Here is a 21,414-nt window from a genome sequence, read left to right as displayed (position 1 = left end):
CAGATGAACCTATTGACAGACGAAGTTAGCGGATTGGTTGAGAGAACGGAAATGACCCGCAAGCTGACGATTGCTGGGAAAACGAAACCCTATCCAGTATATCGTGTGCGCCTGGACGCACTCTTTTATAATGACCAGAACGACCGTATTGCAACATGGCTGGAAGAATATCGCTCTGAACACAACGGACAGGATATCAGCCGGGATGATATTGAAGCGTATAACGATCAAATCGAGAAATTCATCGTTGCCAGCAATCCAGAAAAAATTGAACAGACAGAAAACAACATCAAATTGGTTGATCAACGTGAAGCGGGCATTACCTTAAGCGATGGACGCGTCGTGGATGGGAACCGCAGGTTCACCTGCTTGCGCAGACTTAACCGTAAGAATCCTGCAAAATTTGGTTTTTTCGAGACTGTAATCCTGACCGAGAACATGGAACGTGATGCCAAGCATATCAAGATGCTTGAGCTGATGGTTCAGCATGGCGAAGAGGCACGTGTCGATTACGATCCAATCGATCGTCTGGCGGGCTTGTATAATGATGTCGTAAGGAACAAACTGCTGACGGCGGACGAATATGCAAAAAGCATCAACCAGCCGCTCAAGGAGGTCAACAAAGACCTTGAAATAGCGCAATTAATGGTGGAGTATCTTGATTTCATCCAGCACCCATTTCAGTTCTATATTGCCAGAAAAGAGAAGCTGGATGGTCCTTTGCGAGAAATATATCCAATCATCAAGAGTGAAAAAGACGAGGATGAGCAGGAAGACGTGAAACAAATCATATTCTCGAATTTAGCCTTGGCCCCCAAAGCTGACATGACGAGATATATGCGCAAAATCAAAAAAATATTGAAAGATAAACGTCAGCGAAGAGAATTCGTCGAAAAGCAGATGGATATCGCGGAAACAGTCGCAGATCAAATCAGTGACAGCAAAGATGCGCAAGAGAAAGTTCGCTTTGAAAAACTGGAAAGCATGAAACGCGAATCCGCTCTTGCCAGAGAGGCGCTGCAGACAACGGACAAATACGACGAACGTATTCGTGCAACAGCGAACCGAGAACAGGCCGCTCATGTCTTGGACAAAGCGATTGATGCGATTGCAGAGCTGGACACGAATATATTTTCCAAATTGTCCGAAACGCAACTTCAGGACATACGCGGAAAGGCAGATGAGCTGATAGAACTCCTTAACGATTTAAAGGGGAAAGCAGATGTTCACTGACCTCCAGTTTGACTCGTTTTATACCACTGAAGACGATGTCGTTGAATCGTTTTTCAATCCAGTGTTAATGGAGGCGGTAAGCTATGACCGTGCCAGTGCTTATTTTTCTGCGAGAGCCTTGGCAATCTATGCAACAGGCGTGGAATATTTTGCAGGCATGGGACATAAATATCGATTGGTAGTTTCAAAGGAGATACCCGAGGAAGAACTCGAAGAAATTCGGGTTGGCTATGCCGTGAGGAGCCGTGTCAGACAGGAATTGCTGGAATCTCTGCAGACAGATGGCAACATATTCCTTGAAAAAGGCTTGTCGAATCTGGCGCGGCTGATTGCAATGGGATGCCTTGATATAAAAGTTGCCTTTACCAGGGAGGGGATATTCCACGACAAATTCGGCATACTGTCTGATGCTGCAGGGAACCGCATAAAGTTTACCGGATCTAATAATGAAACCGTTGCGGCAATGCGACAAAATCATGAATCGTTTAGCGTAGTATGCAGTTGGTTGGACAAGAATGGATTTTATACGCGCGGCATCAATAAGAGCCAACGCATTTTTGATGCATATTGGAAGGGCGGTTATGGTGACGTTGTCGTACGAGAGATTGATGACGTGGTATTGCAAGAAATAATGAGGCACGACAAGGGAATAATGATAAAAGAAGACATCCTTTTGCTGGAGAATGCTTGCATTCTTGATTTTGATAATGGACGATTGATTTTGCATATGAATCTTGGCGATGGCGGAAAGTATCTGCTCGACCGGGGCTTTGTCAGGACTAGGCTGCGCAAGTATATAAAAAGCACAAAGCCTGGGATGATTTATTTCAAAGACGGCCTTACCTATATTGACTACAAAAAGATTGACAGCATATTGAATATGAAAATTCCACGTTTAGATTACGGCTATCGTTATGCCATGACCAATCGGCTCCGTGAATTCATCGAAAGCCAGGAGATTCATATTCAAAAACGCTCTACGTTGGGGATAGACATCAAACGGCACGACAAGAGAATGCTGCCCAAATTCCAACAGTTCAGGGAAATTGTCAGTTCCTCTTTAGAAAGGCGGTTAGAAAGCCGCCAGATGTGGGATGCATTTTTCATGACAATGATGATAAAGAGCGGGAATTTTTCAGTCCCCGGCTCTGGCAAGACATCATCGGTGCTTGGTATGTTCGCTTTTTTGCAAGAGCAAGTTGGCATGAAACGCATTCTCGTCGTTTGCCCGAAAAATGCATTTGGATCCTGGCAACACGAATTTCGTGCTTGCTTTGGCAAAAAGCAGCAATTAAGAGTGTTCAACTTGCATGATAACGCTTGGGAGGATAGGGAACAAAAGCAACTTTCTCTTCGTCACCATTATGAAGAATACAATCTTTTCCTGTTCAATTATGAAAGCCTGGCAAACTGGGAACAAGATTTACGAGATTTGGTATCCAGGCAAGACACCATGCTGGTTTTCGATGAAGTCCACAAAATCAAAGGAATCAATGGAAAACGAGCCGAATCCGCGTTATATATAGCGCAAGTTGCTCATTATGTCACGGTAATGACGGGAACGCCTATCCCTAACGGGTATGTGGACATCTATAATATGCTTCACCTGATGTTTCCAAATGAATATCGAGCATTCTTTGGGTATCGCCAAAGTGAGTTGAAAAATCCGACAGAAACAGAAAAAGAGGATATCAATCGCAAACTGAAACCTTTCTACTGCAGGACAACGAAAGAGCAGCTCGAAGTTCCTCCAGCAAATCCGGATATAGAATGCAATGTGCAAGCGAGCAATATAGAGAATAGGCTATTCTATATACTAAAAGAAGCCTATCACCGAAGCAACAGGCTTCTTTGGTTTATTCGTGTGCTGCAACTGGAATCGAATCCCAGAATGCTTCTGGACAGTATCGACGCATCAGATTTGATGGAAATCCTTGATTTTGAAGCAGAAGACATCGGGGATATTGATTTCAAGGATTATTCAACAGAAGTTAGCGAACTTGTCAGTAAATGCCCTAAAATATCCACTAAAATGGATGCCTGCCTTCGCAAATTGGTGAGGCTTGTGGCTGATGGAAAGAAAGCGATTTGCTGGTGTATCTTTCGCCGCTCAATCAGAGAGGTCAAAGAAGAATTGCTGCATCGTGGAATCCGCGCTGAATCCATAGATGGATGTACCGAGATGGATACGCGTGAAAATGTTCTGAATGACTTTCATGGTAGCAGGTTGGATGTTTTAGTTACCAATCCTCACACGCTTGCGGAATCAGTGTCGCTCCATGATGTATGCCATGATGCGGTATATCTGGAATATAGCTACAACCTCGTTCATATGCTGCAATCAAAAGACCGTATTCATCGTTTGGGTCTTCCTGCCGGCCAATATACACAATACTATTACATGATGGAGGCGTTTGATTTCCAAGGAAACATGGTGTCTCTTGACCAAACAGTTTATCAGCGTCTCGAAGAGAAGAACAGGCTTATGCTTGATGCCATTAACGACGAGAGAATGGAGCAAACCACGACGGATGACGAAGATCTCGCCATGATTTTTGCAGAAATCTTCGGGATGGATGCATAAAGATTAGCGAAAAGGTGTCATTGGGTACCCGCTATTTTTAGATGGGATTTGCAGCAGATCACTAAAAGAGTCGCAATGATTCCTCTTTTTGACAATCAACGTGGATTAATCGTAGCGAAGCCAACAGGCTGGCTTCTTCGGTGTCCAGTGCATCTAAAATATCTTTTTGTTGATGGCTCGTCAACTGCTCCTTGATTTGGCGCAAGTGCGCATGACGATAGTAGACATTGCGAAGTTGCTTATAAGATTCCTCTGCGGCTAAACTACAGGTATCAATGTTGGGCAAATCATCCACAACGACAGAAGCTGGATTACTAGTGGCAAGTGTTGTTTGCATAATCCCGTTTTTCTTGCGAAAATCGTCTAGCAACGCGAAGGTCTCCACATAGGAATTTTTTAATCGCTTTTCCTGCCAGAATGCGGTTTAACGTCACTCCCATAACAGTAACGCATCCTGTCACAAGCGCATTTCCCATGCAAAAATACCGAAACCGTTTGCTCATTCCAGTATTTGTCCAGCCCTTTTTGAATCCCTGTATAGCTTCCGCTTCCTCTGGCGTCAGCAAGCGCAACTCATTGCGGTCGATATCGCAGATGACATGGGTGCTGCGATTTGTTGTCGCCTCGCTCGTCAGCATGGTGCGTGCTGGCCTGTCGATGGGGTCTGGAAAAGCGATTGGCCTTTCCGAATACATATATTGATGACCATTTGCCGATTTGCGTAGAATATGCTTCGGTCCCTTTTGATAATCCCATTTTGATAAATCGTTGCCAAGGAAAAACTCATCCGGGACGTTTCTGTCCATAATACTCCTCAGGACTGTATGCTTCCCGTGATAGTTTGGTACGATTTTTGTCGTCCCCCAAATACCCTCTCTCATATACCCGCTGGTCTCGAAGGGAAAGCGAAAATAATCGCTTATTTGCTTTAAGGGACCACTGATTCATTCGGCACGCCGTCTTCACGCGTCTGCGTTGTCCTCCCGTCGTCGACAAATCCTCAGCGTAGCCCGCTACGCCTCCGGTTTGTCTCCTAGGGAGATACAGCGCATCCGCGTAAATCCGGAGCACCTCATTTAATCAGCGGTTCCTTAAGGAACCACTGATTAATAGGCATGTATCGAATACACACCTATTACTATATACAACTACGCGATAATTAGACCCAATTATCGCGAAAATACGTCTCCATATCCCTTCAAATGCCCTTTCGAATAGGAATTTCCTGTCCAAAAGGCGCACTTATCCACAGGTAGCGAACTCTCGACCGCGCCCGCTCATGCTGCACAAGTACAAATTCGCAGACGCAAACAAGATCATGAACATGTCATGATTTTTCGCGAGCCCATAATACCAGCTTACAGGGGGAGGCAGGGTTATGCAGGGTAGGAAAAAGGTCGTGGGGCTCGTGGCTTTGCTCGCGCTGTTGGGGGCGGCGCTCTACGCGTATCAAGCGCATGAGACGGCAGGCGGCGGTGCGGGCGCTCGCGGGCTGGTGTTCCGCAAGCGTAGCTGAGGAAAATTTACGGTTAAGGAAGCGTTGGATTAATCAGTGATTCCTTAAGACGCGAAAGCGTGCAGTCGATAAATAAAGAAAGGAGTCGTTTTTGGCAATGGACACGGGGGTTATCTTGATATGGCAATGGTCATCATGCACAATATGGCGGCGGCAGAGACGCTCCATACGCTCAATAAAAATTCGTCGCAGCTGGTGAAAGATCTGAAGAAAGTCGCAAGTGGCCGGAAAATCGGCGGTGCCGGTGACGACGCGTCGGCGTACGCGATCTCCGAGCGCATGCGCGTGCAGATCCGCGGCCTCGATCAGGCGAAGGCGAACGCGCAGAACGCGAGCAGCCTCATGCGGACAGCGGAGGGCGCGGTGCAGTCGACCATCGATGTCTTGCGCACGATCAAGGAGAAGGCGCTCGATGCAGCAAACGACCACAACAGCGACGCCGACCGCGCAACGATCCAGCGCGAGATCGACCAGCAGATCGATCAGGTCGATGAGAACGCGAGCATCCAGTTCAACGGGCGCTATCTCTTCGACGGTAGCGCGGATCGCGCGGATACGGCGCAGGATACCATCATCAAGGCGCTCCACACGGAGTGGATCCCGAACTCGCTCTCGCTCATCGAGCAGTCGTACGGCATCCGGTTCAACGAGGCGAATACGAAGCCGAAGGAGATGGACGTGATCCTGAAGCATGAGGCGGCGGGCAGCGCGCAGGCGGACGCGCTCGCGTACGTGAGCAGCTCGTATGTCGGGAGTCATACGACCGGTCTCACGCTGACGGTGAACCTGAACTACTATGACAGCAGCACGGCGAAGCTCGACACGACGAACGTCAACGGCAAGTCGTCGAGCGCGAGCGCCATCTACCTCGACCGCGTGCTCGCGCATGAGCTCACGCATGCCGTGATGTCGGCGAATATCGATGATTTCGCCGACATGCCGCTCTATATCGTCGAGGGCATGGCGGAGCTCACGCAGGGCGCGGACGATACGCGCACGCAGACGCTGCGGAGCATGGACGCGGCGGCCTATCAGGGACTTTTCGCGAACGGCAGCGGCACGAATACTCAGCAGCCCTATGCCGGCGGGTTCGCGTTCCTGCGCTACGTGGAGAAAAAGGGCGGCGAGGGCTCGATGGCGCGCTTCATGACGGCGCTCATGAATGGCGGCGGCAAGAGCCTCGAGACGGCGATCGGCGCGGCGGTGCCGGGCGCGACGCTCAAGGGGCTGCAGGATGCCTTCGTCGCGGATCGGACCGCGTATGCGAATGCCGACGCGTTCTACAAGGAGTGCTGCGGCATCGACCTCGACAATGACGATACGGGTGCGGCGACCGGCTACGACGCGGGCGGCAGCCGCGAGCAGAAGACGAGCGAGGACATCGTGCCTGAGGGCGGTTCGGCCGCGTTCTGGTACTTTCCGGACAGCGACACGACGATGTACGACGGCGGTCTCACCGTGCATTGGCCGACGTTCAGCCGCCACACGAGCCTGATGTTCCAGCTCGGCACGCGCGCGAATCAGAACATCGGCGTGGCGCTCTCGGACATCCACGCACGCGCGATGGGGCTTGCAGACGATGAGGGTGGCAAGCTCAGCGTCAAGACCGTCGATCAGGCGAAGACCTCCCTCACGCTCATCGACAACTCCCTGCGCAAGGCGCTCGACCAGATCACGACCATCGGCGCGATCGAGAGCCGTCTCGGCATGACGGCGGACAATCTCATCACGTCGAGCCGGAACACGCAGGCCTCTGAGTCGGCCATCCGCGACGCGGATATGGCGAAGGAGATGACCGCCTACACGAAGCACAGCATCCTCCTGCAGGCGGCGCAGTCGATGCTCGCCCAGGCGAACCAGAACGGTAGCAGTGTCCTGAGCTTGCTGCAGTAAGCAGCCTCCTTGTGTTGGGAATGCTGGGAGAAAGATAAAGAGTTTCTTGTTTTGTCAGGGGCGAGAGCTGCCCGCAGGGAATCGGTGCAGACCGAGGAACTGCAGGCAGCTCTTTTTGCATGCAGTATGAGGCGCTCTGGCCGCTGGGTTGAAAAAACATAGCGCCTATCGTATACTAGGAATCATACGAATGCGGGGAAAGGAGCGGTCATGGTGCGGATTGTCGTTGTCGGGGCGGGGAAGCTCGGGTACAGCATTGCGGAGCTTTTGTCGAAGGAGGCGTTCGATGTCGTCGTGGTCGATCAGGATGCCGACCAGCTCGAGGGGCCGAAGAATACGCTCGATGTGCTCACGATCCATGCGAACGGCGCGAGCCCCATCACGATGAACGAGCCGGACATCCGCGGCGCGGATATCCTCATCGCGGTGACGGCGAGCGACGAGGTGAACATGGTCGCCTGCATCCTCGCGAAGAAGCACGGCATCGCGCATACGATCGCGCGCATCCGCGATATGCAGTTCATGGGCGAGGCCAAGGAGTATCTCAAGGAGAATTTCGATATCGATCTCATGCTGAATCCGGAGCTCATCACGGCGGCGGAGATCAACCGCATCCTCATGACGCCGGCAGCGCTCAATGTCGAGGATTTCGCGCATGGGAAGGTGCGGCTGTTCGAGACGCGCGTGCGGCGGAGCTCGCCTTTTGCGCGGCGGCAGCTCCGCGATATCGAGCTGCCGCCGGGCGTGCTCGCGGGGATGATTTTCCGCGACCACCGCATGATCATCCCGCACGGCGACGATTATCTGCTGCCACATGACAATGCGTATTTCATCGGCATCCCGGAGCAGATCGAGAAGTTCAGCCAGAATTTCGTGCAGCGCGACGCGCGGCGCATCCACCGCGTGATGGTCATCGGCGCGGGACGCGCGGGGCGTGCGCTCGCGACGATGCTCGACGGGCAGGGCGTCGAGGTGAAGGTCATCGACAAGCAGCACGAGCGCTGCCAGCGCATGGCGGAAAAGCTCAGGAACGGCATCGCCATCTGCGGCGACGGCACGGATATCGATCTCTTGCTCGAGGAGGGCGTGGCGGAGGCGGATGTCGTTGTCTGCCTCACGGAGGACGACAAGCTGAACCTCATGCTCGCGCTGCTCGCGAAGCATCTCGGCGCGGACAAGACGGTCGTGCGCGTCGCGCGCAATGAGTATGTCGATCTCATGGAGAAGGTGGGCGTCGATGTCGTGCTCTCGGCGCGGCTGCTCTCGGCGAGCGAGGTGCTCGCGTTCGCGCGGCGCGGCGGCGTCGTGTCGGTGTCGCTGCTCGAGGGGGCGAAGGCGGAGGCGGTCGAGGTCATCATGCAGGAGGGGGCGCCCGCGGCGGGCAAGCCGCTCATGCAGGCCAAGCTGCCGCGCGAGTGCCTCGTCTGCGCCTACGTGCGGGACGGCGCGGCGGTCATCCCGAACGGCGAGTCCGTGCTGCTGCCCGGCGACCGCGTGATCCTCTTCGTGCAGACACAGTTCGCGAAGAAAGTCATGAGGTGTTTCAAAGGAAAAGAATAGGGGGCGAGGCGCAGGACGGCAGGCCGCGTGCGACTCACTCCGCGCTTCGCTCTCGTCGGCTGCATTGCGCCCCCAAGAAGCAAGCCCGGAGGGCGCAGCTGATTGGAATGGGCGCAAGTACGCCTAGTCGCGCTTAGCGCGACCGGCGCGGGATAGGCGCTCGTTGAGCCTCCGAATAAGTTCCGCGCTGCGTTCGCTGCCCGGCACCAACCGCCCCGCTGCCGACGGGGGAGGCGGGAAAGAAAGTACGCGGGGTTGTTCGAGGCGGGAGGTTGTTCGAGGCGAGTGAAGCAACGATGGTTTGTTCGTGGCGGGAGATTGTTTGAGGCGGTTTTATCGACCTTCTCCTCAGGAGAAGGTGCCGAGCGTAGCGATGGCGGAAGAGGTGTCTGCCTCGAAGCTACGGAGATGTCTTGATGAGGTTGCAGCCCGAGGGGATAGGAGAGACGCATTGTCTGTGTTGGTACGATGTGTGCGAACGATCGTATGCGGACGGCTGATATGAGCGTGAGCCGGTTGTTTCGATGGGATGGCCGGAGCGGCGATGATTGCGAGGTGGGTTTGTGCGGCAGGGGTATGAGATTTTCTGGTATCTGATGAGCCGTCTGTCCCTGGCGCTGGCGGCTGCGCTTTTGCCGCCGCTCGCGCTTTCGCCGCGGGATGCGCTGGCGGTGGGCTCCGGAGTGCGGGGCGTGCTGGCGTTTGCGGGGAAGGGCGAGGCCGTCGCGGCGCAGGGCGAGGGGCTCGTCATGTTCGGCGTGCCGCTGCTCGTGGCGCTCGGCTCGGGGGCGCTTTTTTGCTGGCTGGGGCGCGCGCATCGGCGGCCGCTGCGGCTCGGGGAGGGCGCTTGTTTCGCGGTGCTCGCGTGGCTGTATCTCGCAGCGGTCGGCGCGCTGCCTTTTGTGCTTTCGGGGCGTCTCGCGCCGCTCGCGGCGTTTTTCGAGAGCATGGCGGCGTTCACGGCGACGGGGCTTTCCTGTTTCCCCGCGGCGGAGGCGCTGCCGCCGTCGCTCCTGCTCTGGCATGGGCTGATGAGTTGGCTCGGCGGGCTGACGTTCGTCGTGATGCTCGTGACGGTGCTGCCGCAGGTGAGCGGCTGCTTCGGCATCACGCTGACGGCTCGGCAGAGCGTCGCGTTCAGTCCTGTCTGGCGGCGCATGCATCTCGCGCTCTGGCGCGGGCTTTTCGTCTACGGCGGTTTGACGGCGCTCTTTTTCGCGGTGCTCGCGCTCCTGGGGCTCACGCCGTTTGAGGCGCTGCTGCTCGCGATGCTCACGATCTCGACGGCGGGGAGCAGTCTGACGGCGGCGTTCCAGCCGTACGACAGCCCGGCGCTCGAGGTGGCGGGCTGCCTGATGATGCTCGTGACGGGCGGGAATTTCCTCCTCTACTGGAAGGCGATCTCGCGGCGCAGCCTGGGCCTGCTCGTGCGCGATGCGGAGCTGCGGGCGGCGCTCGTGATCGCGGCGGCTTCGGGGCTGCTCATCGGCGCGCATCTTTTCCTCACGCAGACGTATGCGGCGGGGGAGGCGCTGCGGCACGGGCTGTTTCAGGCGGTGTCGTTTTTCACGACGGTGGGGTTTTCGTCGACGGCAGTGGCGGGGTGGCCGGATTTTGACCGGTATCTCTTGTTCCTGCTCGCGTTCACGGGGGCGTGTCTCGGCTCGCCGGCGGGCGGGCTCAAGACGGTGCGGCTGCTCGTGCTCGGCCGCATGACGGCAGAGGAGCTGCGGCGGACGCTGCATCCGCACATGGTGGTCTGCGTGCGGCTCGACGGGCTGCCGGTGCCGGACAAGGTGGTGGGGCGGCTGCTCGCGCTCTTCTTCCTCACGGTGGTGGTGCTGCTCTCCGGGACGCTCGCAGTGGCGGCGTCGGGGGTGCCGGTGCTCTCCGCGCTCGGCCTCGCGGCGGGGTGTCTCACGAGTACGGGGCATACGGCAGCGCTGTTCGGTTTCACGGATCTTGCAGGGCTATCGGTGCTCGGGAAGTCTGTCTGCATCGGTCTGATGCTTCTGGGGCGCGTGGAGATTTTTTCCGCGCTGCTCTTCGCGTGCTTCGTCGGGGAGCGGCTGCGGCGGCGCTGGTAAGGTTTGGCGGAAAGGAGGCGCGGGATGGATCTGCGCGTTGTCTTTTACGTGCTCGCGCGGCTGACACTCGCGGTGGCGGGGGTGCTCGTCCTCCCGTGCGCGCTTGCGCTTTTCTGGGGCGAGGGGGAGGCGCTGCGCGCGTTCGGCCTGACGTTCGGCCTCGCGCTCGCGCTCTTTTGCGTGCTCGTCACGCACGCGCGGCGCGAGGTGCGCGCGATCACGATGCGCGAGGGCATCGCGATCACGGGGCTCGGCTGGTGCATCGGCGCGGGGCTCGGGATGCTGCCGTATGTGCTCGGCGGCTGCCTCGGCTTCCTCGATGGGTTTTTCGAGAGCCTGTCGGGCTTCACGGGGACGGGCGCGACGGTCATCACCTCGCTTTCGGAGATGCCGCGAAGCCTGCTTTTCTGGCGCAGCATGACGCATTGGTTCGGCGGGCTCGGCATCATCGTCATCTTCATCGCGCTGCTGCCGCAGGCGGGGCAGAGCACGGTTTACATGTACAACGCGGAGACGACGGGCCCGACGCATGACCGCGTGATGCCGCGCCTGCAGTCGATGACGGGCGCGCTGTTCCGCCTCTATGCGGGGCTGACGCTCACGGCGGCCGTCATCTACTGGCTCTGCGGCATGGACGCGGTGACGGCGGCGAACCACGCGCTCTCGACGCTCGGCACGGGCGGCTTCTCGACGTACGACGCGAACGCGATGGCGTTTGACAGCGTCTGGATCGAGGGCTGGATGTCGCTTTTCATGGTGATCGCGGGCGGCAATTTCGCGCTCTATTACAAGGTGTGGAAAAAGGGCGCGGGCGCGCTGCGGCGCAATACGGAGTTCCGGGTGTATCTCGCCATCCTCGCATGCGCCGCGCTGCTCGTGACGGCGAACCTCGTGCTCGCGGGCGGCGAGCCGCTGCCGCAGGCGGCGCGCTACGCGGTGTTCCAGGTGGCGTCGCTCGCGACGACGGGGTTCGTGACGGCGGACTTCGACCGCTGGCCTGCACTCTCGAAGGGCGTGCTGCTGACGCTCATGGTCATCGGCGGCTGCGCAGGCTCGACGGCGAGCGGGCTCAAGGTGAGCCGCGTCGTCCTGCTCGCGAAGAGCAGCGCGAATGTCTTTCTCGCGAAACTCCATCCGCGCGCGCTGCACGTCGTGCGGCTGAACGGCCATACGGTGCCGGTCTCCGTCCTCCACCGCGTCGGGCATTTTTTCTTCCTCTACATTATGGCGATCGCGCTCTTCGCGCTCGCGTTCACGGCGTTCGGCGTGCCGATCTTCGACGCGGTCGGCATCAGCGTCACGACGCTCGGCAACGTCGGCCCGGCGTTCGGCATCGCGGGCGCGACCTGCACGTTCGCGCCGCTACCCGCGGGCATGAAGGCGCTGCTCTGCTTCGAGATGCTGCTCGGCCGGCTCGAGATCTTCACGCTGTTCGCGATGCTCCAGCCCGCTTTTTGGCGAACGAAGCATCCGTGGTGAGGCGGCGCAGAAAATGACGCATTGACTGAAATTTTTTCAAAAAAAGCAGCAGGATTTCTCCTGTTAGGGGAGAATTATTCCAGTATACGGAAGGGCGGCGTGCTTCGGACGAACGCCTTCATGGGCGCGGATGCCGCGCGCATCGGGGCAGGTCTGCGTTGGTGGGATGACGCCTGTGCTGTGCCTCGCCGGTGGCTCGCGGGCTGTGCGGCCTGATGCCGCTCCTGGCGATGCGATGGGACATGGCATTTGATCCGGGTTTTGGTATGATTTGTGTAAGAGAGTAAGGGAGTGTTTTTATGGGCTGGATGGACAATCTGAAGGTCGTATTCAAGATGGCAGTCCTCGGCGTCATCGCGGTGGCCGGGCTGCTCGGTGTGAGCATCGCGGGCTATCTCGGCCTGAATACGGTGCGCGGCGATCTCAACACGATGTATGAGTCGAGCGTCAAGGGCATCGACTACGCGGGCTCGGCGATGAGCGGCATGCGCTATGCGCAGGGCATGGTCATCATCATGACGACGTGCCGTGATGATCCCGCGCGTCTGCAGGAGCTGAACCAGAAATATCAGGCGGGCGCGAAGCAGGTCGACGACGCGATCGCGGGCTACAATGCCATTGATGTCGACGACGATGAGAGCAACTCGCTCATGGAGGACGTCGAGAGCGAGTGGAAGAACGTCCATGCGACATTCGACCAGGTGGCGAAGCTCTCGCTCGAGGGGAAATACGACGAGGCGATTGGTCTTTACAGCAATACCGGCGCGAAGCAGGCGGCCGCGATGGGCAAGAAACTCATCGCGCTCACGCAGGATGAGCACCAGGGCGCCGTCGAGCTCAAGGCGAATACCGATCAGGAGGTCAGCGCTGTCATCCGCAATATCGTCATCATCGTGCTCGTCGTGCTCGTGATCCTCATCGCGGCGTGCATCATCACGACGAAGAAGATCACGGAGTCGCTTGAAAAGGTGAACGCGGCCTGCAAGAAGATGCAGGACGGCGACTTCCGCGATACGGGCGCGTCCATCACGCGCGGCGATGAGTTCGGCGATATGATGCGCGGCTTCGCCGAGATGCGCAAGACCGTGCGCGCGCTCATGAAGAAGACGAACGAGACGGTGCAGCAGCTCGCGGCCTCCTCAGAGGAGCTCACGGCGAGCGCGCATCAGAGCGCGCAGGCGTCCGATCAGGTCGCGCAGTCGGTGACGAACGCGGCGCAGGCCTCGGCGGAGCAGCAGCAGTACGTTGCGGAGTCTCAGGACAGCGTTGCCGAGACGCTCGACTCCTTGAACCGTCTCGGCAGCACGGCGGATGCCGTGTCGGAGGACGCGGGCACGGCGTACACGCGCGCCGTAGACGGCGGCAAGCGCGTCGAGGATGCCGTCGCGGACATCGAGAGTGTCGAGAAGGTCGTCAACAGCTCGCGCGATACGGTCGATAAGCTCGGCAAGAGCTCGCAGGAGATCGGCACGATCGTCGAGACGATCTCGAGCATTGCCGAGCAGACGAATCTGCTCGCGCTCAACGCGGCCATCGAGGCGGCGCGCGCGGGCGAGCACGGCCGCGGCTTCGCCGTCGTCGCCGACGAGGTGCGCAAGCTCGCGGAGGCCTCGCAGGAGGCGGCGCAGCAGATCACGGATCTCATCACGGGCATCCAGGCCGATACCGAGGCAGCCGTCGCCTCCATGCAGTCCGGCAGCCAGGCCGTGCAGGAGGGCACGGCGGCGGTCGCGCAGCTCAAGGAGACATTCGGCGAGATCCGCGGCGCGGCGGAGAGCGTCGCGAACCGCGCGCAGACCATGGTGAGCGAGCTCCGTCAGGTCGGCGCGCAGACCGGCGTCGTCCAGGAGAAGACGAAAAATATCGCGGGCAACGGCGGCAAGGTCGTCAACGAGATGGAGAGCGTCTCGGCTGCGAGCGAGGAGCAGAGCGCGTCGGCAGGCGAGATCGCCACGGCGAGCGACAGCCTCGCGCAGCTCGCGCAGGAGCTCTCGGAGTCGCTGCAGAAATTCAAATATTGATCGATGCATCGAAAGGCGCTTTCGCTGCCTCTGCCCTCCGGAGCAGGCGCGGCGGGCGCCTTTTTGTACTAGGCGGTGAGAGATTTTCCCTTGCAAACTTCTTTGCCGCGTGATATAATTTTCTAGTCGCGAAAGCGACAGAAGAAACTCTGCCCTCTCTACGGGGGAGGGCCAAAGACCGAAGAGGAGGTGATTTCGTGAGAAAGTACGAAGTCGTATTTATCGTGAAACCGCTGGAGGAAGAGGCTGTGAACGCTGTCATCGACAAGTTCAGCAAGCTCATCACCGACAATGGCGGCACGATTGACAAGGAAGACCGTTGGGGCAAGAAGCGTCTTGCCTATGAGATCAAGGACAACACCGAGGGTTTCTACGATCTGTTCTATGTGACGGCTGAGCCGGCATGCATGAAGGAGTGCGACCGTGTCATGAAGATTACGGACGAGCTCCTCAAGCACATGATCGTGAGAGCTGACGAGGACTGATATTGAAGGTCTGGGAGGATTTGCCATGAACAAGGTTATCTTAGCCGGGCGTCTGACGCGTGACCCGGAGGTTCGTTACACGCAGAGCGGCAAGGCCGTCGCATCGTTTACGCTTGCGGTGGATCGTCGCTTCGGCCGCAGGAATGCGGAGGCGAACGGCCAGCCGACGGCGGATTTCATCCCCATCGTCGTCTGGGAGCGCCTCGCGGAAGTCTGCGGAAACAACCTCATCAAGGGCAGCCAGGTGCTCGTCGAGGGGCGGATGCAGGTCCGCTCGTACGACGCACAGGATGGCAGCAAGCGCTATGTGACGGAAGTCGTCGCGAATGAGGTCGAGTTCATGGGCTCGCGCCCGCAGCGCGAGGGCGGCGCGCCGATGCCGCAGGGCGGCTATCAGCAGAACGCTGCGCCGCAGCAGCAGGCGCCGCAGGCAAACAACTCCTTCGGACCGTCCATCCCTGATGAAGAAATCCCGTTTTGATTGGAGGGAAACAGATTGATGAGACGTGACAGAGGCAGAAGGCCCCGCAGGAAGGTCTGCACGTTCTGCGTGGACAAGGTCGAGCATATCGATTACAAGGACGTGGCAAAGCTGCGCCGCTTCATTACGGAGCGCGGCAAGATCCTGCCGCGCCGTATCTCGGGCAACTGCGCGAAGCACCAGCGCCAGGTGACGGTCGCCATCAAGCGCGCGCGCAACATCGCACTCTTGCCGTTCACGGCGGAATAAGGATATGAGAGGCTCAGGTCGGGCATTGCCCGCCGGGCCTCTTTTTTATGGAAGCGCTGAATGAATCAGTGATTCCTTACGGAAAGGATGTTTTCTTTGCGTGCAAAGTTCCTTGCACTCCTCGCGTGGCTTGCGCAGCCGGAACGGCTGAAGCTCCGGCTGTTCCTCGAGGGGAATCTCATCGGCGTGCTCACGGGGCTCGTCGTGGCGGCGTTCCGCTATTTGCTCGTATGCTCGGAGGAGATCCTGCCGCGGCTCTACGCGTGGCTCGCGCAGGCACCGTGGGAGTTTACGGCGCTCTGGCTGCTCGCGCTCGCGGGCATCGGCTATATCATCTACCGCATCCTCGAGGCGGAGCCGATGACGTCCGGCTCGGGCATCCCGCAGATCGAGGGCATCCTCGCGGGCGAGATGCAGATGAACTGGGCGCGCGTGCTCGTGCTGAAATTCGCGGGCGCGGTGCTCGGCATCGGCGCGGGACTGTCGCTCGGACGCGAGGGGCCGAGCGTGCAGCTTGGCGCGTGCCTCGGCCAGGGCGTCGGCAGGCTCGCGCGCCGCGCGCCGGGCGAGGACCGCTATCTCCTGACGGCGGGCGCGGGCGCTGGCCTTGCGGCGGCGTTCAACGCGCCGCTCGCGGGCGTGATTTTCTGCCTCGAGGAGCTCACGAAGGATTTTTCGCCGCTCGTGCTCATGGGCGCGGTGGCCGCGTCGGTGACGGCGACGACGGTGACGCAGGAGTTCTTCGGCCTCGCGCCGGTCTTTCACATGGGCGAGGTGCCCGTGGTGGCGACGGGGGCGTTCTTCCTGCCGCTCGTCCTGCTCGGCGCGTTCGTCGGCGTGCTCTCGCTCGCGTTTAATCGCACGCTCACGGCCTCGCTCGACGGCTTTCAGCGCCTGTCGCTGCCGGAGCGGGCGAAGCCTGTGGTGCCGCTTTTTGCCTCGTGCGCGGCGGGCTTTTTTCTGCCGCAGATTCTCGGCGGCGGCAGCCCGCTCGTCGACAGCCTCGTGCGGGAGGACTACGGCCTGCTCTTCCTCCTCGTGCTTTTCCTTGGGAAGTTCTTCTTCACGATGCTCTGTTTCGGCTCGGGCGTGCCGGGCGGCATCTTCCTGCCGATGCTCGTGCTCGGCGCGCTCGGCGGCGCAATGTTCGCGCGCGCGGCGGTGCTGCTCGGCCTGCTCGCGCCGCAGCTTGCCGTGGACTGCATGGTGTTCGGCATGGCGGCGTACTTCGCCTGCGTCGTGAAGTCGCCGATCACGGGGACGGTGCTCATCATGGAGATGACGGGCTCGTTCGCGCACCTGCTGCCGCTCATCCTCGTCTCGATGACGGCTTACCTCGTCTCGGAGATCGCGGGCGGCGCGCCCGTCTACGAGATGCTCCTCGCGCGCAGCCTGCGCCTGCGCGAGCGCGCGCGGCAGCGGCTGCAGGCGCTGGGGCGGCCCGCTGGAACGAAATGAAGAGGTCGCCGAAAGGAAACTATTTACTTTTTGTCGATAAATGCCGATAATAAGGACAAAGGGAGAGAAAAGGGAGGTTTTCTACATGAGGAAATGGATTGCTGGGGGACGGCTCTTGTCCCTTGTCTGCGCGCTGCTCATCATGAGCTGCGCGAGCGCCTTTGCGGCGGCAGGGACGGACTGGGAGAGCTCCGTCATCGAGGTCGAGGGCACGGGCGTCGCGCCCTCGAACGCACGCAACGCCGTGCAGGCCCGCATGATGGCGCGCCGTGCGGCCGTCGTCGACGCGTACCGCCAGATCGCCGAACAGATCGCGGGTGTGCAGGTCGACGCGGCGACGACGGTCGAGGATATGGCCGTATCGAGCGACGTCATCAAGACGAACGTCAGCGCACTCGTGCAAGGGGCCCGAATCGTCGATGAGAAGATGGTCGAGGGCGGCCAGGGCTACACGGTGAGGATGCAGGTGCCGCTCTTCGGCGTCACGAAGTCCGTCGCCGCGGCGGTCCTGCCGCAGACGGCGGCGAAGGAGCCGCTGCCCGCGCCGGTCGCCTCCGTCGCGCCGTCCGTGCCGAGCAGCGTCCACGTCGATGTGACGCTCGGCGGCACCGCGGCGGGCACGACGGTCACACAGGGTGCGACGAGCGCCAAGGGCTCCTCGGCCTCTGCGGCGCCCGCGGGCGCGCAGGCCATCGGCGGCTACACGGGCCTCATCGTCGACTGCTCCGGCCTCGGCCTGAAGCCCGCGATGAGCCCGGTCATCAAGAACGATCTCGGCCAGCCCATCTACGGCTACAAGAACCTCGACTATGATAAGGTCGTCACGAATGGCATGGCGGGCTACACGAGCGATCTGAGCCGCGCCGCGCGCGCTGGCAGCAACCCGCTTGTCGTGCGTGCCATCCGCCTCGACGGCGGCGTGAACCCCGTGCTCTCGACGGCGGACGCGAACCGCGTGCTCATCGAGAACGGCGCGACCGGGTTCCTCGACAAGACAAACGTCGTCTTCGTGCGCTGAGCACGAGAGACGTTTCGGGGGCTGCCTCACGGCGGCCTTCTGGAATGATGCACATTCCGTACCTTTCCTGAGGCGATAGGGGAAGGCAGGATTGGGTGTCATTCCTTTTTGTTTGCGCGTGATTTCCGGGGTGCTGCGTCGATTGTTTATCTTTGCTGAAATTTGTGCCGATTTTTTGGGAAAGGACTTGAAAAATTGTAATATGTCAGGTACAATGTCACTTAATAACAAGATGAATCAATACCTTGGCTAGAAGAGTTCTCAGTATTTCAATCAATGGAGTGACGCAAGATGTTTTTGGAAGAACGACAGGAAGCCATCCTGAATCTCCTCTCGCGCGACGGCAAGGTGCGCGTCAAGGATCTCAGTGAGATGTTCAAAGTCACCGAGGACTGCATCCGCAAGGACCTCGGCGCGCTCGAGAAGCAGGGCAAGCTCAAGCGCACCTACGGCGGCGCGGTCGTGCGCCGCGAGAACCTGCACATGCTCGAGGTGAGCAAGCACCGCAACACGGATGTCGAGGCGAAGCGCCGCATCGCGCAGGCGGCTGTGAAGCTCATCCATGAGAAGGACATGGTGTTCCTCGATATCTCGACGAGCAACCTCGCGATCGCCGAGCTGCTCGTGAAGACGGACCGCGACATGACGGTCGTGACGAACATGATCGACATCCTCGTCGTGCTCGCGCGCAACCCGAAGATCCGCCTCGTGTTCGCGGGCGGCAAGATCAACAAGAGCCGCGACGGTTTCTGGGGCGGCATGACGCTCGACTTCATCTCCCGCCTGAAGCCGGACATCGCTTTCGTCGGCGCGGTCGGTGTCGATGTGAAGGAGAACAGCGTCTCGACGTATGATATCGAGGACGGCATCAACAAGGCGGCCATCGTGCGCGTCTCGAAGCGCGCCTACGTCGTCGCCGAGGCGCGCAAGCTCAGCTCGGACGGCAACTACAACTACACGAGCCTCGATACGCTCTCCGGCCTCATCACGGACTCGAAGCCCGCGGAGGACATCTGCGAGGCGGCCGAGGACTACGGCGTGGAGATCATCCTGCCATGAGGTGGCCGGCGGTTTTCGCCTGGGAGACATTCGATGATTTGCTGAGAAAAGGACTGAAGGTATGGCTCTTCTACCTTACAGTCCTTTTCTTTTTTCGGCTGTTTTTCCTCGGCTGGATGCAGGAATACATGGGGGCGGGTACAGGCGCGGCGGATGTGCTCGCGGCCGTCGTGCGCGGCGCGCGCCTCTCGTGCCAGACGGCGGGCGCGCTCACGCTCGTCGCCCTCGTGCCGGGCGCGCTCGCGCACTATCTCCTGCCGCGGATAGAAAACGTCTGCTGGAAGGCGGCAGCGGGCGCGGAGCTCATCGTGCTCTCGGTGCTCTACGTCGCGAGCTTTCCCTACTACCGGCAGTTCCATACGAATTTCAGCCAGCTGATGTTCAACGCGGCGAACGACGATGTCTGGGCGCTCTTCCTCTCGCTCGTGCAGGAGTTCTACCTGCCTGTGCGGCTCGCGGGCGCGCTCTTGCTCGCCTATGTGCTCTGGCGGCTGTTCGCGCTGTTCGTGCTCGCGTGGCGCGGGCCGCGGCTCGCGTTTGCCGCGCGCCTCGCCTGGCCGCTCCGGCTCGCCGTGCGCGCGCTCGCGCTCGGCGTCTGCTATCTCATCGGCCTGCTCTCTGTCTTCGGCGGCAGCCTCGGCTGGCAGACGGCCGTCGACTGGGAGAACGCGGGCGTGACGCGCGATGATTTCCTCAACGAGGCAATCCTCGACAACCTGCAGGCCGTACACCGCGGCTATGTGCTCCAGCACCGCATGCTCGCCTGCAACGGGCTCGACTTCACCGTCGACGACATCCGCGCGCTCGCGGCGCTGCATGCGGGGATGGAGCCCGTGAGCGACGACCTCGACGACTACCTGCATCACCAGGCGGCGGGCCCTGCGGCGGAGCGGCCGTCGCATGTCTTCCTCATCCTCTCGGAGAGCTACGCGAACTGGCCGCTGCTCGAGAAATACAAGGAGCTCCATATCGCGGACGGCATGCGCGCCGTGATCGCGGAGGAGGACAGCGACTACTGCCCGACGTTCCTGCCGAACGGCGCGAGCACCGTCTCCGCCGTCACGGGTGTCGTGACGGGCTTTGCCGACGCGAACCTCTACCTCACGACGATGCCCGAGGCGTTCGCCGCGCCGTATCCGACGGCGAGCGCGCCGCAGCTCGCGGCGCTCGGCTACGAGACGAATTTCTGGTACGCTGGCCCCGCGACCTGGGAGCGCATCGGCGCGTTCACGCGCGCGCAGGGCTTTGCGCATTTCTACAGCCGCGGCGACTTCGGCGATGTGCCGGGGAGCGTCTGGGGCTGCGAGGACGAGGTGCTCTACGAGCGCGTGCTCGCGGGGCTGGATGACGCGCCGAGCTTCAACGTCATTTTGAACGCATCGAACCACTCGCCCTACGACGTCGACGTCGAGGCGAAGGGCTTCGACAAGGAGCGCACGCGCGCGGCGCTCCCTGCGGCGGCGCGCGGTGACGAGGCGCTCCTCAAGGAGCTCGGCCACTACTGGTACGCCGACCGCGAGCTCGCGCGCTTCATCCATGCCGTCAAGGAGCGCTGGCCCGACAGCCTCGTGCTCGTCATGGGCGACCACGCCGACCGCTATAATATCGAGAAAACGCCCACGACCTACGAGCGCTACGGCATCCCCTTCATCGTGACAGGGCGCGGCATCCACAAGGGCACGCTCTCGCCGGAGAGCGCGGGCAGCCAGATCGACGCCGTGCCGACGCTGCTCGAGCTCATCGCACCCAAGGGATTCTCCTACATGAGCCTCGGTACGAGCCTCACGGCGGGGAACCGGCAGGGCGTCAACTATGGCTTCTTCATCACGCGCCACGCCATCGGCAAGGCGGACACCGTGCCGCTCGTGCCCGAGCCCGTGGACGACGGTCCCGCGCCAGAGCTTGACCAGCAGGCCATGCAGGACTACATCAACGCCATCCGCAGCATCTCCTGGTGGCGCGCGAAATACGGCCCCATCCTCGACGCGGCGAAGCTCGCGGACAGATGAAAGGGGAACGGGGCACTGGAGCCTTTCAGGAAAGGATGATCAATACAAAGATTTTTCCGCTTACTGCTGAGCGGGTGAGAACATACCTTCTCCTCAGGGGGCGCGTCAGCGCGGGCTGCCAGTGGCAGCCCCGGGAGGGGAACCGCGAAGCGGTGGAAGAGGTGTCCCGCCTCGCACTTTGTTTTACATGTAAATCCCCAAGAGCGCAAGCCGCAGGCGCAGCGCGATTGGCTGGATTTACTGCAAGGACGGGCGCACAATGTCCACAAAGTGGACGTTTGT

17 protein-coding genes are annotated in these 21,414 nt (G+C 59.6%); 15 read left to right on the top strand and 2 right to left on the bottom strand.

Annotated features, from left to right (window positions below; genetic code table 11):
* Positions 1–3 precede the first annotated feature (3 nt).
* Complete coding sequence (locus tag F599_RS0105395; RefSeq protein WP_019542503.1) at positions 4–1,233, top strand: hypothetical protein; 1,230 nt, start codon at positions 4–6, stop codon at positions 1,231–1,233.
* Positions 1,223–3,817: an SNF2-related protein gene (locus F599_RS0105390; protein WP_019542502.1), complete on the top strand. Its 2,595-nt coding sequence runs from the start codon at positions 1,223–1,225 to the stop codon at positions 3,815–3,817. The genes F599_RS0105395 and F599_RS0105390 overlap by 11 nt, the downstream gene beginning before the upstream one ends.
* 61 nt (positions 3,818–3,878) lie before the next feature.
* Here F599_RS0105390 and F599_RS15530 read toward each other — a convergent pair whose 3' ends face one another.
* Together F599_RS15530 and F599_RS15095 are read right to left on the bottom strand one after the other, a co-directional pair.
* Positions 3,879–4,154, bottom strand: a complete 276-nt coding sequence (locus F599_RS15530) for a hypothetical protein (protein ID WP_156021941.1) — start codon at positions 4,152–4,154, stop codon at positions 3,879–3,881.
* Positions 4,132–4,623: a DNA cytosine methyltransferase gene (locus F599_RS15095; RefSeq protein ID WP_071592850.1), complete on the bottom strand. Its 492-nt coding sequence runs from the start codon at positions 4,621–4,623 to the stop codon at positions 4,132–4,134. The genes F599_RS15530 and F599_RS15095 overlap by 23 nt, the downstream gene beginning before the upstream one ends.
* Positions 4,624–5,195: 572 nt before the next feature.
* On the opposite strand from F599_RS15095, the gene F599_RS15525 reads away from it, so the two are divergent.
* The 13 genes from F599_RS15525 (at position 5,196) to F599_RS0105320 (ending at position 21,132) form a co-directional block, all read left to right on the top strand.
* On the top strand, positions 5,196–5,333 hold the full coding sequence (locus F599_RS15525; protein ID WP_019542500.1) for a hypothetical protein: 138 nt from the start codon (positions 5,196–5,198) through the stop codon (positions 5,331–5,333).
* Positions 5,334–5,453: 120 nt separating this feature from the next.
* A complete protein-coding gene (locus F599_RS14760; RefSeq protein ID WP_019542499.1) occupies positions 5,454–7,226 on the top strand; it encodes a flagellinolysin in 1,773 nt (590 codons plus the stop codon).
* A gap of 213 nt (positions 7,227–7,439) precedes the next feature.
* On the top strand, positions 7,440–8,786 hold the full coding sequence (gene trkA, locus F599_RS0105370; protein ID WP_026327842.1) for a Trk system potassium transporter TrkA: 1,347 nt from the start codon (positions 7,440–7,442) through the stop codon (positions 8,784–8,786).
* Positions 8,787–9,334: 548 nt separating this feature from the next.
* Entirely contained in the window at positions 9,335–10,873 is a 1,539-nt protein-coding gene (locus tag F599_RS13655) for a TrkH family potassium uptake protein (RefSeq protein WP_156021940.1), read from the top strand.
* Between the two features lie 24 nt (positions 10,874–10,897).
* Positions 10,898–12,352 carry a TrkH family potassium uptake protein gene (locus tag F599_RS0105360; RefSeq protein ID WP_019542496.1) on the top strand — a complete coding sequence of 485 codons (1,455 nt, stop codon included), beginning with the start codon at positions 10,898–10,900 and terminating at the stop codon, positions 12,350–12,352.
* Between the two features lie 299 nt (positions 12,353–12,651).
* The gene (locus F599_RS0105355; RefSeq protein ID WP_019542495.1) at positions 12,652–14,373 is read left to right on the top strand and encodes a methyl-accepting chemotaxis protein; all 1,722 of its coding nucleotides are present in this window, start codon (positions 12,652–12,654) and stop codon (positions 14,371–14,373) included.
* A 197-nt stretch (positions 14,374–14,570) separates the two neighbouring features.
* Positions 14,571–14,858, top strand: coding sequence for a 30S ribosomal protein S6 (gene rpsF / locus F599_RS0105350; protein WP_019542494.1), 288 nt, complete (start codon positions 14,571–14,573; stop codon positions 14,856–14,858).
* 25 nt (positions 14,859–14,883) lie between these two features.
* Positions 14,884–15,339, top strand: coding sequence for a single-stranded DNA-binding protein (locus tag F599_RS0105345; protein WP_019542493.1), 456 nt, complete (start codon positions 14,884–14,886; stop codon positions 15,337–15,339).
* Between the two features lie 18 nt (positions 15,340–15,357).
* On the top strand, positions 15,358–15,588 hold the full coding sequence (gene rpsR, locus F599_RS0105340; protein WP_197018148.1) for a 30S ribosomal protein S18: 231 nt from the start codon (positions 15,358–15,360) through the stop codon (positions 15,586–15,588).
* Between the two features lie 87 nt (positions 15,589–15,675).
* Positions 15,676–17,046, top strand: coding sequence for a ClC family H(+)/Cl(-) exchange transporter (locus tag F599_RS0105335; protein WP_019542491.1), 1,371 nt, complete (start codon positions 15,676–15,678; stop codon positions 17,044–17,046).
* An 85-nt stretch (positions 17,047–17,131) separates the two neighbouring features.
* Positions 17,132–18,064, top strand: coding sequence for an LPP20 family lipoprotein (locus F599_RS0105330; RefSeq protein WP_051081669.1), 933 nt, complete (start codon positions 17,132–17,134; stop codon positions 18,062–18,064).
* 291 nt (positions 18,065–18,355) lie between these two features.
* Positions 18,356–19,123 carry a DeoR/GlpR family DNA-binding transcription regulator gene (locus F599_RS0105325; RefSeq protein ID WP_019542489.1) on the top strand — a complete coding sequence of 256 codons (768 nt, stop codon included), beginning with the start codon at positions 18,356–18,358 and terminating at the stop codon, positions 19,121–19,123.
* Complete coding sequence (locus F599_RS0105320) at positions 19,120–21,132, top strand: LTA synthase family protein (RefSeq protein WP_019542488.1); 2,013 nt, start codon at positions 19,120–19,122, stop codon at positions 21,130–21,132. Before F599_RS0105325 ends, F599_RS0105320 begins: the two co-directional genes overlap by 4 nt.
* The last annotated feature ends 282 nt before the right edge of the window (positions 21,133–21,414 follow it).

Source organism: Selenomonas bovis DSM 23594 (assembly GCF_000381005.1).
Classification (GTDB): domain Bacteria; phylum Bacillota; class Negativicutes; order Selenomonadales; family Selenomonadaceae; genus Selenomonas_C; species Selenomonas_C bovis.
Note: the sequence above shows the minus strand (reverse complement) of the source record. Positions and strands in the feature narration are given on the sequence as shown.

What these genes read in the sequence shown, in the direction of transcription:
- F599_RS0105390 (WP_019542502.1), top strand. Translation starts at nt 1,223, where the DNA reads ATGTTCACTGACCTCCAGTTTGACTCGTTTTATACCACTGAAGACGAT.
- F599_RS15095 (WP_071592850.1), bottom strand. Translation starts at nt 4,623, where the DNA reads ATGGACAGAAACGTCCCGGATGAGTTTTTCCTTGGCAACGATTTATCA.
- F599_RS0105355 (WP_019542495.1), top strand. Translation starts at nt 12,652, where the DNA reads ATGGGCTGGATGGACAATCTGAAGGTCGTATTCAAGATGGCAGTCCTC.
- F599_RS0105320 (WP_019542488.1), top strand. Translation starts at nt 19,120, where the DNA reads ATGAGGTGGCCGGCGGTTTTCGCCTGGGAGACATTCGATGATTTGCTG.
- F599_RS0105325 (WP_019542489.1), top strand. Translation starts at nt 18,356, where the DNA reads ATGTTTTTGGAAGAACGACAGGAAGCCATCCTGAATCTCCTCTCGCGC.
- F599_RS0105395 (WP_019542503.1), top strand. Translation starts at nt 4, where the DNA reads ATGAACCTATTGACAGACGAAGTTAGCGGATTGGTTGAGAGAACGGAA.
- F599_RS0105335 (WP_019542491.1), top strand. Translation starts at nt 15,676, where the DNA reads ATGTTTTCTTTGCGTGCAAAGTTCCTTGCACTCCTCGCGTGGCTTGCG.
- F599_RS14760 (WP_019542499.1), top strand. Translation starts at nt 5,454, where the DNA reads ATGGCAATGGTCATCATGCACAATATGGCGGCGGCAGAGACGCTCCAT.
- F599_RS0105330 (WP_051081669.1), top strand. Translation starts at nt 17,132, where the DNA reads ATGAGGAAATGGATTGCTGGGGGACGGCTCTTGTCCCTTGTCTGCGCG.
- rpsR (WP_197018148.1), top strand. Translation starts at nt 15,358, where the DNA reads ATGAGACGTGACAGAGGCAGAAGGCCCCGCAGGAAGGTCTGCACGTTC.
- F599_RS15530 (WP_156021941.1), bottom strand. Translation starts at nt 4,154, where the DNA reads ATGCAAACAACACTTGCCACTAGTAATCCAGCTTCTGTCGTTGTGGAT.
- F599_RS15525 (WP_019542500.1), top strand. Translation starts at nt 5,196, where the DNA reads ATGCAGGGTAGGAAAAAGGTCGTGGGGCTCGTGGCTTTGCTCGCGCTG.
- F599_RS0105345 (WP_019542493.1), top strand. Translation starts at nt 14,884, where the DNA reads ATGAACAAGGTTATCTTAGCCGGGCGTCTGACGCGTGACCCGGAGGTT.
- F599_RS0105360 (WP_019542496.1), top strand. Translation starts at nt 10,898, where the DNA reads ATGGATCTGCGCGTTGTCTTTTACGTGCTCGCGCGGCTGACACTCGCG.